At 74.9% G+C, this 15,912-nt stretch carries 14 protein-coding genes; 10 read left to right on the top strand and 4 right to left on the bottom strand.

Annotated elements, in window-relative coordinates:
- Window positions 1-28: 28 nt before the first annotated feature.
- Both ACZ6KO_RS22360 and ACZ6KO_RS22355 read right to left on the bottom strand, forming a co-directional pair.
- Window positions 29-1,930 (bottom strand): AAA family ATPase, encoded by a 1,902-nt coding sequence (locus tag ACZ6KO_RS22360; protein ID WP_469305769.1) that lies wholly within the window; start codon window positions 1,928-1,930, stop codon window positions 29-31.
- Window positions 1,931-2,297: 367 nt separating this feature from the next.
- Window positions 2,298-2,954 (bottom strand): uridine kinase family protein, encoded by a 657-nt coding sequence (locus ACZ6KO_RS22355; protein WP_469305768.1) that lies wholly within the window; start codon window positions 2,952-2,954, stop codon window positions 2,298-2,300.
- A gap of 104 nt (window positions 2,955-3,058) precedes the next feature.
- Here ACZ6KO_RS22355 and ACZ6KO_RS22350 point away from each other — a divergent pair, with 104 nt between their 5' ends.
- The 5 genes from ACZ6KO_RS22350 to ACZ6KO_RS22330 all read left to right on the top strand — a co-directional run bounded on the left by ACZ6KO_RS22350 (window position 3,059) and on the right by ACZ6KO_RS22330 (window position 9,251).
- The gene (locus ACZ6KO_RS22350) at window positions 3,059-4,444 is read left to right on the top strand and encodes a peptidase C39 family protein (protein WP_469305767.1); all 1,386 of its coding nucleotides are present in this window, start codon (window positions 3,059-3,061) and stop codon (window positions 4,442-4,444) included.
- A 111-nt stretch (window positions 4,445-4,555) separates the two neighbouring features.
- Window positions 4,556-4,705 (top strand): SCO1431 family membrane protein, encoded by a 150-nt coding sequence (locus tag ACZ6KO_RS22345; RefSeq protein WP_401449492.1) that lies wholly within the window; start codon window positions 4,556-4,558, stop codon window positions 4,703-4,705.
- A 129-nt stretch (window positions 4,706-4,834) separates the two neighbouring features.
- The gene (locus ACZ6KO_RS22340) at window positions 4,835-6,718 is read left to right on the top strand and encodes a serine/threonine-protein kinase (protein ID WP_469305766.1); all 1,884 of its coding nucleotides are present in this window, start codon (window positions 4,835-4,837) and stop codon (window positions 6,716-6,718) included.
- A gap of 337 nt (window positions 6,719-7,055) precedes the next feature.
- The gene (locus tag ACZ6KO_RS22335) at window positions 7,056-8,231 is read left to right on the top strand and encodes an acyl-CoA dehydrogenase family protein (RefSeq protein ID WP_469305765.1); all 1,176 of its coding nucleotides are present in this window, start codon (window positions 7,056-7,058) and stop codon (window positions 8,229-8,231) included.
- A gap of 42 nt (window positions 8,232-8,273) precedes the next feature.
- On the top strand, window positions 8,274-9,251 hold the full coding sequence (locus tag ACZ6KO_RS22330) for a PP2C family protein-serine/threonine phosphatase (RefSeq protein WP_469305764.1): 978 nt from the start codon (window positions 8,274-8,276) through the stop codon (window positions 9,249-9,251).
- 32 nt (window positions 9,252-9,283) lie between these two features.
- On the opposite strand, the gene ACZ6KO_RS22325 is transcribed toward ACZ6KO_RS22330, so the two are convergent.
- On the bottom strand, window positions 9,284-9,523 hold the full coding sequence (locus ACZ6KO_RS22325; protein WP_469305763.1) for a hypothetical protein: 240 nt from the start codon (window positions 9,521-9,523) through the stop codon (window positions 9,284-9,286).
- 179 nt (window positions 9,524-9,702) lie between these two features.
- On the opposite strand from ACZ6KO_RS22325, the gene ACZ6KO_RS22320 reads away from it, so the two are divergent.
- Complete coding sequence (locus ACZ6KO_RS22320) at window positions 9,703-10,836, top strand: Rv3169 family protein (protein WP_469305762.1); 1,134 nt, start codon at window positions 9,703-9,705, stop codon at window positions 10,834-10,836.
- A 38-nt stretch (window positions 10,837-10,874) separates the two neighbouring features.
- Window positions 10,875-11,981, top strand: a complete 1,107-nt coding sequence (locus ACZ6KO_RS22315; protein WP_469305761.1) for a phosphotransferase family protein — start codon at window positions 10,875-10,877, stop codon at window positions 11,979-11,981.
- Window positions 11,982-12,071: 90 nt separating this feature from the next.
- Here the strand turns inward: ACZ6KO_RS22315 and ACZ6KO_RS22310 are convergent, their stop codons facing one another.
- Window positions 12,072-12,509: a hypothetical protein gene (locus tag ACZ6KO_RS22310; protein ID WP_469305760.1), complete on the bottom strand. Its 438-nt coding sequence runs from the start codon at window positions 12,507-12,509 to the stop codon at window positions 12,072-12,074.
- A gap of 217 nt (window positions 12,510-12,726) precedes the next feature.
- On the opposite strand from ACZ6KO_RS22310, the gene ACZ6KO_RS22305 reads away from it, so the two are divergent.
- From ACZ6KO_RS22305 to ACZ6KO_RS22295, 3 genes are all read left to right on the top strand, one after another.
- Window positions 12,727-13,167, top strand: coding sequence for an Lrp/AsnC family transcriptional regulator (locus ACZ6KO_RS22305; RefSeq protein WP_469306069.1), 441 nt, complete (start codon window positions 12,727-12,729; stop codon window positions 13,165-13,167).
- A gap of 54 nt (window positions 13,168-13,221) precedes the next feature.
- Complete coding sequence (locus tag ACZ6KO_RS22300; RefSeq protein ID WP_469305759.1) at window positions 13,222-14,856, top strand: amidohydrolase; 1,635 nt, start codon at window positions 13,222-13,224, stop codon at window positions 14,854-14,856.
- Window positions 14,857-15,077: 221 nt separating this feature from the next.
- A complete protein-coding gene (locus ACZ6KO_RS22295) occupies window positions 15,078-15,860 on the top strand; it encodes a polyprenol monophosphomannose synthase (protein ID WP_469305758.1) in 783 nt (260 codons plus the stop codon).
- Window positions 15,861-15,912: the final 52 nt, after the last annotated feature.

The raw sequence follows: 15,912 nt of genomic DNA, 5'->3' as shown, positions 1-15,912 counted from the left end.
CGCCGCGACCGGCCCGCGGCCGCCCCCGCTACAACGGGGGCGGCTCCGGGCGGCCGCGGTCCTGCGGGCCGCGCCCTGAGAGCACCTCGCCGTAGGCCTGCATCAGGTCCGGCAGCCGCAGCGTCGCCAGGTCCTCCCGGGACGGGGTCGCCGGATACCCGGCCAGCCGCAGGTCCCGGTAGGCGCAGCTCTTCTCGTACAGGGTGCGCAGGAAGCGGCCGTTGCCCAGCTCGTCGATCCAGCCCTGGTCCACCACGTGCCCGCTGATGCTGCGCAGCTCGTCCAGGGCCTCCTCGTCCCAGCGGTCGCCGTTCGCGTCGGCCAGCACCTCACCGATCGAGGTCAGCTCCAGCGGCCGGTAGCTGGGGAAGTCCACCCGCGTGGTGAACCGCGACGACAGCCCCGGATTGGCGGCCAGCAGCCGGTCCATGCCGGCCGGATAGCCCGCCAGGATCACCACCAGGTGGTCCCGGTTGTCCTCCGCGCGCTTGAGCAGCACCTGAAGGGCCTCGTCGCCGTAGGCGTCGCCCTTGCTGTAGCCGGAGTTGGACAGGCTGTACGCCTCGTCCACGAACAGCACCCCGCCGATCGCGGAATCGATCAGCTCGTTCGCCTTGACGGCCGTCTGGCCGAGGAACTCGCCGACCAGGTCCGCCCGCTGGGCCTCCACCAGGTGGTCCCCGCCCAGCAGCCCCAGCGCGTAGAACACCCGGCCCAGGATCCGCGCCACCGTGGTCTTGCCCGTCCCCGAGGGCCCGGAGAAGACGAAGTGGCGTTTCGGCGGCTGCACCGGCAGCCCCTGCCCGGCCCGCAGCCGCGCCATGTGCAGCTGCGCCGACAGTGCCTTCACCTGCCGCTTGACCGGCTCCAGCCCCACCATCCGCTCCAGCTCCGCCAGCGCCTGCGCCAGCAGCTCCGGGTCCGAGGGCCCGGCCGGCAGCCCCGCCGGCACTCCCTGCGGCGGCACGGCCACCTTGTGCCGTACGCCCTCGGGACGGCCCGCACCGCCCGTCGCCGGCGGTGGTACGGCCGGGGCCGCGCCCCCGAACCGCGGCTCGGGCGGCGGCTCCGGCGCCAGCACCGGCTCGGCCTCGCCGCCCAGCGCCACCGCCGCGAAGTCCCCGCCGACGGGGGAGAGGTCGTACCCGTCGAGCCCGTCCGCGCCGTCCGCCTCCGCGATCGCCGTCAGCCGGGCCGCGGTGTCCATGAACGCCGGGTCCACCCGGTGCACCGCCCGGTACAGCGGCAGGGCCGCCGCGCTGCGTCCGGTGCCCTCGTGCGCCCGCGCCAGCCAGTACCGCAGCTCCTTGCGCTGCGGCTGCTCGCTGCGGCACCGCATCAGCGCCGCCGACAGCATCGGCTCGGCCTGCCCGTACATCTCCAGCCGGACCCGCGCCATCCCGCCGAACAGCCCCGCCTCGATGCCCAGCAGCGGATCGTCCACCAGCGGCTCGGTCTGGCGCACCAGCTGCTCCCAGTCCTTGACCAGGTAGGCCCGGCAGGCGTGCAGGAACCGTACCTGCGGATCGGCGTCCACCGGCGGCAGCGCGGCCAGCGCCTGGTCCAGCTCCGGCACGTGGCGGCCGTCCAGCCAGTGCGAGGCGTGCGCCAGCAGCAGGTCGCGCCGGCTCTCCAGCACGGGCTGGACCCACCAGCCCAGCCAGTACCAGGAGTTCAGGGTGCGCCGGTGCCGGGCGCGCTGCTCCCCGAACCGGTCCCGGTGCGCGTACATCCGCAGCAGCGCGTTGGCGGTGTCCACCCGCAGCGCGTGCAGCCCCAGCCAGGCGTCGGCCATCGTGGGATCCAGTCGCACGGCCGCCCGGAACTCCTCCTCGGCCTGCGGGTACGCGCCCATCGTGCAGGCGTCCACCCCGCGCAGCCAGGCGAGTTCGGCCGGGGCGTGCGGGCTTCCCTGCGTGCCGAAATCCATCACGTCCCCCACAAGCCTGCCCCCGTGGTGCGCCGCAACCCCCGCCTCGTGGCGTCGAGTTGTCGCGTGCGCCGATGAAATCAGGGTGGCATCGTACCTTCGGTCACTGGGCTTACGTAGGGTGTGACGGGCACCCGCCGGGAGGACACCGGCGCACGCAAGGTGACACAGGGTGAGGGTACGGTCCCGTTCGGGTGGCCCGCGGAACCGCGCGCGGGCAGAACGAAGCCCCCGATCACGGGGGAACAATCGGGGGCTTCGCGTCCACCGCGGCCCCGCAGGACCGCGCATTGAGAACGTAAGGCCGGTCCGGGCGTCTGGTCAAGCGCACTCGGAGGGCCGTCCGCAAGTGGATTTCCCGGACGCCTCAGGCCCGGGGCAACCCCTCACCGTCCGTGACGGAACGGGGGGTTCCCGCAGGCCCAGCGGCCCCGGAAGTCCACTCGTATCCCGTACCGCTCTGGCGCACCAGGGTGTCGGCGAAGGGGCGCGAAGGATCATCCGCGAAGTGCGCGCGCTCCGCGCGCTCCCATCCGTCCCAGAAGTCGGACAGTTCGCGCCCGTCCCGCAGCCTGCCCCGTTCCCACGCCTGCTCGCGCGGTGTCTCCATCCACAGCAGCCGCGCCAGGTACGGCCGCAGGGCCCGCCGCCCGGCCCCCACGCCCTCGATCAGCAGCACCGGCGCGGGCGGCAGCAGCCGCTCGGGGCCGAAGCGGCACGCCACCCAGTCGTAGGGGGCCCAGCGCGCCTCCCGCCCGGCCGCGAGCGGCTCCAGCACCTGGGCGCGCAGCCGCCCGGTCCACGCGAAGAGCTCCGCGTGGGTGGCGACGTCGTCCAGATGGAGGACCGGTGTGTCCTCGCCCAGGGCCCGCGCGAGGCGCTCCGCGAAGGTGCTCTTGCCGGACCCGGCGTGCCCGTCGACCGCGACCAGCCGCACCGGGCCCAGCGACGGCGGCAGGGCCGCCAGCTCGGCGGCCAGGCTGTCGAGGCTGTCCGGGGGCAGGGGGGTGCGCACACGATCCACCCGGCCAGCGTACGGCGCCCGCGACACGCGCCGTGCGCCCTGGCACAGGGCCCCCGGGATTTGCGACGCTGGCCGCACGACCGACCCCTGGGGGCTGAACGCCGATGACCGCACCCACCCCGCGCCGGGCCCTGCTGGCCGCCGCCCTCGCCGCCGCCACCGCCGCCACCGTCCCCGCGACCACCGCCCAGGCCGTCCCCGGACCCGCGGGTTCCGGCGGCTCGGGGAGCACGGCGGGCGGGGCCACCGGCCCGACGGTCGACAACCGGTTCTGGCACACGTACGGGCACTGGCGGGCCGGCACCCACCGGGGCACCGACGCCCTCGCCGGCGAGCGCCCCGCCCTGACCCTGTCGACGGCCGCCGGGCGCACCCCGTACGCCGACCCGCACACCGGCAGGACCGCCACCTGGGAGTACGCCACCTGGACCTCCCCGGTGCACCGCCCGGCCGTGCCCGCGACCGAGGCGATCGTCTCCTGGAACGCCCGCACCCCCGCCGGCACGTGGATCCAGGCCGAGCTGCGCGGCACCTACAGCGACGGCACCTCCACCCCCTGGTACGTGATGGGCCGCTGGGCCTCCGGCGAGGAGGACATCCGCCGGACCTCGGTGGACGGGCAGACCGACGGCCGGTCCACCGTGTGGACCGACACCCTCGCCCTGGACCACCCCGCCACCGGCCTGCGGCTGCGGGACTGGCGGCTGCGGCTGACCCTGTACCGGCGGCCGGGCACCCGCACCAGCCCCCTGGTGTGGCTGGCCGGCGCCATGGTCTCCGACGTCCCCAGCCGCTTCACCGTGCCCGCCTCCACCCCCGGTACGGCCCGCGAGCTGGCCGTACCGCGTTACTCGCAGGAGGTGCACGCCGGGCGCTACCCGCAGTACGACAACGGCGGCGAGGCCTGGTGCAGCCCCACCTCCTCCCAGATGATCATCGAGTACTGGGGGCGCAGGCCCGGCGCGCAGTCCCTGGCCTGGGTCGACCGCTCCTACAGCGACCCCCAGGTCTGCCACGCGGCCCGGTCCACCTACGACTGGGCGTACCGGGGCTGCGGCAACTGGCCCTTCAACCCCGCCTACGCCGCCACCTACCCCGACCTCGCGGGCGTGGTGACCCGGCTGACCTCCCTGACCGACCTGGAGACCCTGATCGGCGCCGGCATCCCCGCGATCACTTCGCAGTCCTTCCGCAAGGAGGAGCTCACCGGCGCCGGCTACGGCACCGCCGGGCACCTGATGACGGTCATCGGCTTCACGGACGCCGGCGACGTCGTCGCCAACGACCCGAACTCGCCGACCAACCAGGCCGTACGCCGCGTCTACCGGCGCCGGGAGTTCGAGAACGTCTGGCTGCGCTCCAAGCGGTACGACGCCACCGGCAAGGTCGTCTCGGGCACCGCGGGCGTCTGCTACCTGTACGCGCCGGCCCGCCCGAGCGCGGCCCAGCTCGCGGCGCTGGCCGCCGTCGGGGTGCTCGACCCCGTCTGAGCGGGCCCGGGACGGGCGTGACGAAGCTCTCCACCACGAAAGCGGCGATTACTGGCACATTGGACAGCAGCCGGGGGGCGTCCACCGCCAGTCCAATGATGTGAGACCGCCATGACCGCGAACAGCGCAGCCCCGACCCGTGCCCGCCGCCTCGTCCGCACCGGTGGCCCCGACGACGGCCCGGCGTGGCTGGAGAACGTCCTGGGCTGGACCCTGGTGGTCGTCGTCGCGATGTTCGTCACCCAGGTCGGCTGGCTCTAAGTAGTCCCTTCCGGCCACCGGGCCCTCCTCGGGCGCCCTCCCTGGGTCTTCCTTGGAGGGGCCAAGTACCCTCTGCCAGACTGACGTTGGCTGACCACCAGCACACGGGGACGGGCGAGGGGCGCGCACATGTGGGGACGGGGGACGGTCCTGGGGGACCGGTACACGCTGGCCGAGCGGATCGGCGGCGGGGGCATGGGGGAGGTCTGGCGCGCCGACGACGGCGTGCTCAGGCGGCAGGTGGCCGTCAAGGTCCTGCTCCCCGCGCTGCTCGACGACCCCGCGTTCTCGGCGCGCTTCCGCAGGGAGGCCACCGTCCTGGCCTCGCTCAGCCACCCGGGCATCGTCGACGTGCACGACTACGGCGAGAGCCGGATCGAGTCCGGCGAGCAGGTCGCGTACATGGTCATGGAGCTCATCGAGGGGCGGCCGCTGAACGAGGTCCGCGCCCAGGGCGGACCGCTCCCGGCCGAGCAGGCGCTCGACATCGCCGGACAGGCCCTGGACGCCCTGCACGCCGCGCACCTGCAGGGCGTGACGCACCGCGACATCAAGCCGTCGAACCTGATGCTGGGCGACGACGGCCGGGTGACCGTCACCGACTTCGGCATCGCCCGCTCCAGCGCGGCGAGCACCGGGATCACCGACTCGCACGCGGTGCTCGGCACGGCCCTCTACATGGCCCCCGAACAGGCGGAGGGCATCGGTGCCATCGCGGCCTCCGACCTCTACTCCATGGGCGTGGTCTGCTTCGAACTGCTCACCGGGGAGCCGCCGTTCACCGGCGAGTCGGTCGTCGAGATCGCCCTCAAGCACATCCGGGAGCCGGTGCCGGACCTGCCGGCCGAATTCCCCGGCCCGGTACGCGCGTTCGTCGCCCGGGCGCTGGCCAAGAAGCCCGAGGAGCGGTACGCCGACGCCTCGGTGATGGCCGCGGCGGCGCGCCGGGCCGCGGCGGGCCGGCCGCTGGGCGAGCTCGACGCCCCGGCGGGCCCGGCCGCCGCCGTCCCCGCCGCCGGTTCCGCTCCGGCGGGCGGCGGCACGGACGCGGATCCGGAGGTCTCCGGTACGCCGCGGCGCAAGCGGTGGGGCGGGCCGCGGCTGCCCAAGGTCGTCTTCGTGCCGGTCCTGGCCGCGGTGACGGTCACGTCCTCGGTGGCCGTCACCGTCTTCTACATCGCTCCCTGGGCCGGGGACACCGAGGCGCGGGGACCGGGGCGGCAGCCCTCCACCGCCGTCTCCGCACCCGCCGCCGACGGCGGGAACCAGGGGCCCGGCGCGGCCCCCTCGGGGAGTCCGGCGCAGGCGTCGCCGGGCGCGTCGGCCGTGCCGCCCGGCGAGACCCCCGGCGCTCAGGGCGGCGTCGGCGGCGCTCCCGCGGCGGGCGGCGCGGGTGGCGCGGCGCCCGTACCGAACCCCCCGCCGGGCGCGGGCGGCGCGGGCACCGGGAACGGCGCGGGCAACGGCGCGGGCAATGGCAACGGCGGCGGGAACGCCGGAAGCGGGACCGGCGCGGGGCCGGGCGGCGGCAGCGGGCCGGGCGGCGGCTCGACCACCCCCGGCGGGGCGGGCGGCGGCGGCTCCACCCCGCCCCAGGGCTGCGGCGGCACCGGCTGGGGCATCATCACCAACGTCGGCGACGGGCTCAGGATCGGCCTGAGCACCAGCTCTCCCCAGGGCGGCGCCAAGGTCATCATGGGCGGGACCACGGCGTACGGCTGGCTGCACGAGAAGGGCAGCTACGACACCCTGAAGGCCTGCGGTTCCGGCGGCCCCGCGATGAGCCGGGCGCTGGCGCAGTTCAACGAGACCGTGCGGGTCGAGCTCGCCGGCCCCTACGCGCAGGGCGTGTGGTGGAACCTGGAGAAGGCCCCCACGGCGGGCGCCTACTACATCAAGGACATCGCCTTCCAGGGCGGTTGCCTGACCGACAACGGCGCCGGCAACCAGCTCACGGTGGTGTCCTGCGTCGCCGGCAGCAAGGCCCAGCAGTGGCGGATCACCTGGGGGTAGGCCGTCTCTTCCGACCTCCGCAGCGGGGAAGGGCCGGCGGGGCCGGGGCGGACGTCCCGCCGGTACGCCTGATACGGGACACCTTGGCGGTGATCGGGGAGTTCGTCCCGGAGTGCCCGGCCCCGCCGCCCGCGCCCCGGATCCGCCCGGCCACCGGCCGATCTTGCACCCGTGACGGGAAGCGCCTGATCGGGCATACTCAACCCGCCGCAGCCGCTGACCTGCTTCTCCTGTGATCCAAGAGGGCAGCATCGGCTGTGGGAGTACCCAGACCCGGCGGCGTGTCCCACCACCTCACACGTCGCCGCCGTGCCCGACGAGGGAGGAGAGCGCCGCCATGACGGACCGCGCCACGCAGCCGGTGGACCGACAGCTGCCCACCGAGGAGTCCCGCGACCTCCTCACGCTCGTACGCGAGATCGCCGCGCGAGAGATCCGCCCCCGGGCCGCCGAGGAGGAGGAAGCCGGCCGCTTCCCCCGCGAGATCTTCACCCTGCTGTCCGAAGCCGGCCTGCTGGGCCTGCCCTACGACGGCGAGTTCGGCGGCGGCGAGCAGCCGTACGAGGTCTACCTCCAGGTCCTGGAGGAGCTCGCCGCGGCCCGCCTCACCGTCGGTCTCGGCGTCAGCGTCCACTCCCTGGCCTGCCACGGCCTGGCCGGATACGGCACCAAGGAGCAGCAGTCCCAGCACCTGCCCGCCATGCTCGGCGGCGGCCTGCTCGGTGCGTACTGCCTGTCCGAGCCCTCCTCCGGCTCCGACGCCGCGTCGCTGACCACCAAGGCCGTGCGCGACGGCGAGGACTGGATACTGACCGGCACCAAGGCGTGGATCACCCACGGCGGGATCGCCGACTTCTACACGGTGCTCGCCCGCACCGGCGGCGAGGGCCCCAAGGGCATCACCGCCTTCCTCGTCCCCGGCGACGCGGAGGGCCTGACCGCGGCCGTCCCCGAGAAGAAGATGGGCATGAAGGGCTCGCCCACCGCCCAGCTGCACTTCGACGGCGTGCGCGTGCCCGACTCCCGCCGCATCGGCGAGGAGGGCCAGGGCTTCACCATCGCGCTGGCCGCCCTGGACGCGGGCCGGCTGGGCATCGCCGCCTGTGCCATCGGCGTCGCGCAGGCCGCCCTGGACGAGGCCCTGGCGTACGCGCTGGACCGCAAGCAGTTCGGGCACCCCATCGCGGACTTCCAGGGACTGCGCTTCATGCTCGCCGACATGGCGACCAGGATCGAGGCGGGGCGTTCGCTGTACCTGGCGGCGGCGCGGCTGCGCGACGCGGGCCGGCCGTTCTCGCGGCAGGCCGCGATGGCGAAGCTGTTCTGCACGGACGCGGCGATGTCCGTCACCACGGACGCCGTCCAGGTGCTCGGCGGCTACGGCTACACCCAGGACTTCCCCGTCGAGCGCCTGATGCGCGAGGCGAAGGTCCTGCAGATCGTCGAGGGCACCAACCAGATCCAGCGCATGGTGATCGCCCGCCACCTCGCGGGGCCGGAGTCGCGCGGATAACGGCGGGCCCGCCCGCACCGGCGCTGGCAGGATGCCGGGGAGATGACCGGAATCCCTGACGCGGAACGCCCTGGCCGCGAGTGCCCTGGCGCCGGGCCGCCCGCCGCCGGACTCGCGCACGCACCCTGCGTGTCCTGCGGCGGGACCGTCGCTCCCGACGCCCGCTGCTGGGACTGCGGACGCCCCCAGCCCGGGTTCCGCGCGCACCTGGAGGTCACGGCGCCGGGTGGCGCGGCGGGCGTCTGCGACCGGGGCCTGCGCCGCGAGCTCAACGCCGACGCGCTGGCGGTGACCCGGGCCGGGGCGTGGACGATCGGCGTCGTCTGCGACGGCGTGTCCATGGCCCCGCGCGCGGACCGGGCGGCCCAGGTGGCCGCCGAGGCCGGGGCGTGCGCCCTCGCGTCGGCCCTGGCGGGCGGCGCGCTGCCGGAGCACGCCCTCGCCGACGCCGCCGTCCGCGCGGGCCGTGCGGTGAGCGCCCTGGCCGCCGGCCCGCGGTCCACCGGGGCGGGCCCGGCCGCCGCGCACCCGCCCGGCCCGGGGGCCTCCGGGGCACGGGTGCCCGGTGGGCCCGGCAGCCCGGGCGGTGGGTCGGACTCCGTCGGGGGCGCGCCCGCCTGTACGTACGCGGCCGGGATCGTCGGGCCCGAGGGCATCTGGACCTCCTGGGTCGGCGACAGCCGGGCGTACTGGCTCCCCGACGAAGGGCCCGGGTGGCTGCTCACCGAGGACGACGTGGGCGCGTACGACGCGCTCTCCGCCTGGCTGGGGGCGGACGCCGGCGACCCGGTCGCGGGTGTGCGCAGCCACCGGCCCTCCGGCCCCGGACGGCTCCTGCTGTGCACGGACGGCCTCTGGCGGCACCTGCCCGACCCCGCGTCCCTGCGGTCCGTCCTCGGCCACCGCCGCTCCGCCGACCTGCTGGCGGACGCGCGCACGCTGGTCGGCCACGCCCTCGGCGCGGGCGGCGAGGACAACATCACGGCGCTGCTCCTGCCGGTCGCGCCGGGCAGTCCCTAGGGTCCGTCCAGTCGTGATCCGCCGGACCGGCATCAGCCGCCGAAGAGAGGGCCGGTGGGCCAGACCGGGGACGAGGTGAGGTGGGACCACTCGGGGTCGCGGCGGCCCGGGACGGTGCGGCCCTCGCCCGCCCAGTGGGCGACCAGGTCGCGGTAGATGGGCGGATCCGGTAGCCGGACCGTCGGCGGATCCGGCTGCCGAACCGATTCTTCGAAGGCCGGGGGAGTCCCCCGGCGCCGTCTGCTGCCGGTCGGCGTATCAAGCACGGTCATGTACGGCCAACGCGGGGCCCGGCGCGCGGGTCACGGCGGGTATCCGTTCGAGGCGTCCCCTGGCGCGCCGCATGGCACGGGTTGCCGCCCTGTCAGGGCATGTCACGAGGCTGGCCCCGGGCGACTCTTCTGACGTACCGTCATATCCGCCGAGCCGACCCGTGCCCAGGAGGTTTGCCATGCCCGCGGACCGTCCCGTCGCCCTGGACGAATACCCCGTCCACCAGGCGCCGCTGTCCATGAAGTACGTCGCCACAGGCGACCGCAACGCCTACGACCGGTGCATCTTCCACGTCTTCGACCACGCCGGCCGCGCCGTCCTCATCCTCGGCCTCGGCGTCTACCCCAACACGGGCGTCATCGACGCCTACGCCACCTTGCGCCTCGGCGACGAACTCCTCGCCGTCCGCGCCTCCGACGCCCTGACCGACGACCGGATGAACCTCGCCGTCGGCCCGCTGCGGATCACCGTCGACGAACCCCTCAAGCGCCTCACCCTCCACTGCGACGCCGACCCCGCCGACCCCGGCGGCCTCTCGTACGACATCACCTGGACCGCCGAGTTCCCCGCCGTCTGGGAGCCCCACCACGTCCAGCGCCGCGGCGACCGCCTCATGCTCGAAGGCCGCCGCTTCGTCCAGGCCGGCCACGTCACCGGCACCGTCCGCGCCCGCGGCGAGGAACTGCGCCTGACACCGGGGGAGTGGACCGGCACCCGCGACCGCAGCTGGGGCGTGCGCCCCCTGCCCGGCGAGGAGGGCGGCCGCGCCGCCGAGGAGATGCGCCCCGAGGGGTTCCACTGGCTCTGGATACCCGTCCGCTTCGAGGACCGCTTCGTCATGGTCATCGCCCAGGAGGACGCTGACGGCCACCGCACCCTCAACGAGGCCGTCCAGGTCTTCCCCGAGGGCAGCGGCCGCCACGACGTCCAGCTCGGCTGGCCGCACACCGACATCCGCTACCGCCCCGGCACCCGGCACCCCGAGGCCGCCGTCGTCCACCTCACCGACCCGGCCCGCAAACCCCTCGAACTCGGCGTCGAGATCCTGAACTCCTCCCCGCTGGCCGTCGGCGCCGGCTACCCGCCCGCCACCGACTGGCAGCACGGCAGCTGGCAGGGCCGCGGCTGGACCGACCGCCGCTCCTACGACCTGTCCGACCCGGGCGCCCACCCCATGGCCGCCTTCGGCGTCACCGACCACTCCGCCCGCTTCACCCTCGACGGACGCACCGGCTTCGGCATCTTCGAGCACGGCACCTTCGGCCGCCACGACCCGAGCGGCTTCACCGACCACACCTCCGTCGCCCCGTAGGCACACCCATCACACCCGCCCGCCCCAGGGGGTCCACCATGGCCACGGCACCACGTCCCCGTACCTCCACCCGCGACCCCGAGGAGCTCGGCCGACGCCTCACGGCGTGGCTCGGCGCCCGGCTCCCCGGCGCCCGCGTCACCGGTGTCTGCGTCCCCGGCTCCAACGGCATGTCCAGCGAGACCCTGCTCTTCGACATCGAGCACCCCGACACCCCGCTGCGCGCCTGCGCCCTGCGGCTGGCCGCCGACCCCGACGCGTACACCGTCTTCCCCGCGTACGACATGCCCCGCCAGCACCGCGTGATGAGCCTGGTCGCCGAACACACCGACCTGCCCGTACCGCGCGTGCAGTGGCTGGAGGAGGACCCGGCCCCGCTCGGCGCGCCCTTCTTCGTCATGGCCCGCGCCGAGGGCCGGGTCCCGCCGGACGTCATGCCGTACACCTACGAGGGCAACTGGCTGCACGCCGCGACCGATGCCGAGCGCGCCGAGCTCCAGGAGGCGAGCATCGCCCTGCTGGCCCGCCTGCACGACCAGTTCCCGGCCAAGGAGGCCGCGTTCCTGCTGCCGGAGGGCACGGGCAGCCCCCTGCGCCGCCACGTCGAGGCCCAGCGCGCGTACTACGAGTGGGTCGTGCGCGGCCTGGCCCGCTCGCCGCTGCTGGAGCGGGCCTTCGACCGGCTGGCGGACCTGTGGCCCGCCGACGAGGGCGAGCCCGTCCTGGCCTGGGGCGACGCCCGGATCGGGAACGTCGTCTACGAGGCCGGCGGCTTCCGGCCCGTGGCCGTCCTGGACTGGGAGATGGCGGCGTACGTCCCGCGCGAGGTCGACCTCGGCTGGGCCGTCTACCTGCACCGCTTCTTCCAGGACCTCACGGTCGGTTTCGGCCAGGCGGGCCTGCCGGAGTTCTGGCGCCGCGAGGACATCGAGCGCCGGTACGCCGAACTCACCGGCCACACCCCGCGCGACATGGAGTTCCACACCCTCTACGCCGCCCTGCGGCACGGCATCGTGATGCTGCGCATCGCCTACCGCCAGGCGTACTTCGGCGAGGTCGAGATCCCGTCGGCCGCCGAGGACGTGGACGGCCTCATCCTGCACCACGCCAGCCTCGAGGCGATGGTGCGGGGAACCTACTGGTAGACCTCTGTAGGCCTCTGGCAGGCCTCAGGAGCCGGGTCGTCTCTTGCGGAACCCGGGCGGGATGGGCAAGAGACGACCCGGGGCCCGCCCTCAGGCGGCCTGTGCGTGCTGCTGGCGCAGCTGCGGCGCCGGCGGCGCCACCAGCCGTACGGGACGCGAGCCCGGCCCGCCGACGTGCGAGAAGGGCTGCGTCCGCCAGTCCAGACCCTGCGGGAGCGTCAGCACCACGACCGGCTCCAGCTCGGCGGGGCCGGCGGCGGCCTCCGGGGCGGCCGGCACGGCGTCGGCGGTGGGCCGTCCGGTGCCCGCGCACACTGTGAGCCCGAAGGGGTTCCACGGGGTCAGGCAGAGCGCGTGCTCCGGCAGGTACTCCTCGTCCGCGACGAGGGCGATCGCCTGCCCGCAGTCCGGGCAGGTGGCGTGGTGGACCTCGAAGGCGTCGGCGTCCTCGAGGCAGTCGTCGTCCTCCACGCCGATGAGTTCGAGTGGTTCCGGTTCGACGCGACCGGCGCGCTTGGCGTTCTGCATGGATGTACTCCCCCTTGGGTGGGCCGGGCGGGCATGTTCCTTTGCCTCGGCCACACCAGTCACTTCCCGTCGTGCGGCACGAGTAACCACGACTCCCCGGCGTACGACTGCATACCCCTGTGGGCTTGGTCACATGCCTGCCGCAGGTGCCACTTCCGGGCGGACACCACTGGGCCTGGACGGCCTCTGGGCAATAGGTTGAGCGGCTATGAGCGCAATGGAGGAGCTGGACCGCCAGATCGTGGACCTGCTCGTGCGGGACGGCCGCATGAGCTACACGGATCTGGGAAAGGCCACGGGACTGTCCACGTCGGCGGTCCACCAGCGAGTACGCCGCCTGGAACAGCGCGGGGTGATCCGCGGCTACGCCGCCGTCGTCGACCCCGAGGCCGTCGGGCTGCCCCTGACGGCCTTCATCTCGGTCAAGCCCTTCGACCCGAGCGCGCCGGACGACATCGCGGACCGGCTGGCGGGGGTTCCCGAGATCGAGGCCTGCCACAGCGTCGCGGGCGACGAGAACTACATCCTCAAGGTACGGGTGGCCACGCCGCTGGAGCTGGAGGACCTCCTGGGCCGGCTGCGTGCCCTGGCGCACGTCTCCACCCGCACGACGGTGGTCCTCTCCACCCCCTACGAAGCCCGCCCCCCGAAAATCTGACGCTCCGCCGCCCCCACCGGGGGCGGCCCGGTCGTACGGGGGAGACTGGTCCCCATGACCGAGCACACCCCTCACGCCGACCCCGCCGACCCGCAGCCCACCCGGCTGCTCCGCGGCGGCGAGGTCCACAGCCCCGCCGACCCCTTCGCCACCGCGATGGTCGTCGAGCGGGGGCGCATCGCCTGGGTCGGATCCGAGGGCGCGGCCGACGCCTTCGCGCAGGGCGTGGACGAGGTCGTGGACCTCGACGGCGCGCTGGTGACCCCCGCGTTCACCGACGCGCACGTGCACATCACCTCCACCGGGCTCACCCTCACCGGCCTCGACCTCTCCGGCGCCGGCTCGCTGGCCGAGGCGCTGGACCTCGTCCGCGCGTACGCCCGGAGCCGGCCCGCGGACCGCGTGCTGCTCGGCCACGGCTGGGACGCCGCCCGCTGGCCCGAGCGCCGGGCGCCGCGCCGCGACGAGCTGGACGAGGCGGCCGGCGGACGCCCCCTCTACCTCAGCCGGGTCGACGTGCACTCCGCCGTCGTCACCACCGCCCTCCTGTCCGAGGTCACCGGCATCCGGGACCGGGCCGGCTTCCGCGACGGCGAACCCCTCACCCGCGACGCCCACCACGCGGTGCGCGCCGCCGCCTTCGCCGCGGTGACCCCCGAGCGGCGCGCGGAGGCCCAGCGCGCCGCCCTGCGGCACGCGGCCTCCCTCGGCATCGGGTCCGTGCACGAGTGCGGCGGCCCCGACATCTCCTCGCCGGAGGACTTCACCGCCCTGCTGGAGCTGGCCCGGCAGGGCGAGGGCCCCCGGGTCTTCGGCTACTGGGCCGAGCAGGACCCGGCGCGGGCCCGGGAACTGGGCGCCGTCGGAGCCGCCGGCGACCTGTTCGTCGACGGCGCGCTCGGCTCGCACACCGCCTGCCTGCACAGCCCCTACCGGGACGCCGACCACACCGGCACCGCCTACCTGGGCGCCGCCGAGGTCGCCGAGCACGTCGCCGCCTGCACCGAGGCGGGCCTGCAGGCCGGCTTCCACGCCATCGGCGACGCCGCCGTCACCGCCGTCGTCGAGGGCGTGCGCGCCGCCGCCGAGAAGGTGGGCCCTGCCCGCGTCCGTGCCGCCCGGCACCGCGTCGAGCACGCCGAGATGATGACCCCGGCCACCATCGCCGCCTTCGCCGAACTGGGCCTGACCGCCTCCGTGCAGCCCGCCTTCGACGCCGCCTGGGGCGGCGAGGACGGCATGTACGCCGACCGTCTGGGCGCCGAGCGGGCCCGTACCCTCAACCCGTACGCGGCGATGCTCAAGGCCGGCGTCCCGCTCGCCTTCGGCTCCGACGCGCCCGTCACCCCGCTCGACCCCTGGGGCACCGTCCGCGCCGCCGCCTTCCACCGCACCCCCGAGCACCGGATCTCCGTCCGGGCCGCCTTCACCGCCCACACCCGGGGCGGCTGGCGGGCCCTGGGCCGCGACGACGCGGGCGTGCTCGTGCCCGGCGCCCCGGCCGACTACGCCCTGTGGCGCACCGGCGAACTCGTGGTCCAGGCCCCCGACGACCGGGTGGCCCGCTGGTCCACCGATCCGCGTTCCGGTACGCCCGGCCTGCCCGATCTCGGCCCCGGCCGGGAGCTGCCGGTGTGCCTGGCGACCGTCGTCGGCGGCCGGGAGGTATTCGTACGGCCACAGGGGTGATCCGGCGGTCGACCGCTCGGTACCGGCGGGCGGACCCGGATAGGTTCGGCCGGGTCCACCAGAGGTGGCCCCGCGTCGGGGTCCGGCGGTCCAGTAGACAACGGCCCCGGTGACCCGCAGCCGACGGGCGCCGGGCCGGCCCGAAGGACCGCGGGCCCCGGTACGCTGCTGCGCTGTTCTAAAATCGGCCTGCTGTGACAGGACCGTGTAAAGGGGAATCAGTGAGCAACGGCGGTGAGCGGAGCTACGGCCCGCTCGGCACGGTCCTCGTGATCATTCCGACGTACAACGAGTCGGAGAACATCGGGCCGATCGTCACCCGTGTGCGGAAGGCGGTTCCCGACGCCCACGTGCTCGTCGCGGACGACAACAGCCCGGACGGCACCGGCAAGCTGGCCGACGAGCTGGCGTCCTCGGACGACCACGTCCACGTCCTGCACCGCAAGGGCAAGGAGGGGCTGGGCGCCGCCTACCTCGCGGGCTTCGAGTGGGGCCTGGAGCGGGGCTACGGCGTCCTGGTCGAGATGGACGCCGACGGCTCCCACCAGCCGGAGGAGCTGCCGCGGCTGCTGACCGCGCTGCGCGGCGCCGACCTGGTGCTGGGCTCGCGCTGGGTGCCGGGCGGCCGGGTGGTCAACTGGCCCAAGTCGCGCGAGTTCCTCTCGCGCGGCGGGTCGACGTACTCCCGGCTGATGCTCGACGTGCCGATCCGCGACGTGACCGGCGGCTACCGCGCCTTCCGCCGCGAGACCCTGGAGGGGCTCGGGCTGACGGAGGTCGCCTCGGCGGGCTACTGCTTCCAGGTGGACCTGGCCCGGCGGGCGATCGCCAAGGGCTTCCACGTGGTGGAGGTGCCGATCACCTTCGTCGAGCGTGAGTTCGGCGACAGCAAGATGAGCCGGGACATCGTGGTCGAGGCCCTGTGGCGGGTCACGCAGTGGGGTCTGACCGCCCGCGCGAGCAAGCTCACGGGCCGCGACCGCCCCGGCACCGGCGACCGCTGACACCCGGGGCCGAGGGGCCACGGGGCCCTTAGGGGATGCCCGGTACCTCCGG

This window comes from Streptomyces sp. NPDC042102 (genome assembly GCF_055582305.1).
This window is presented reverse-complemented; position numbering and strand designations above follow the sequence as displayed.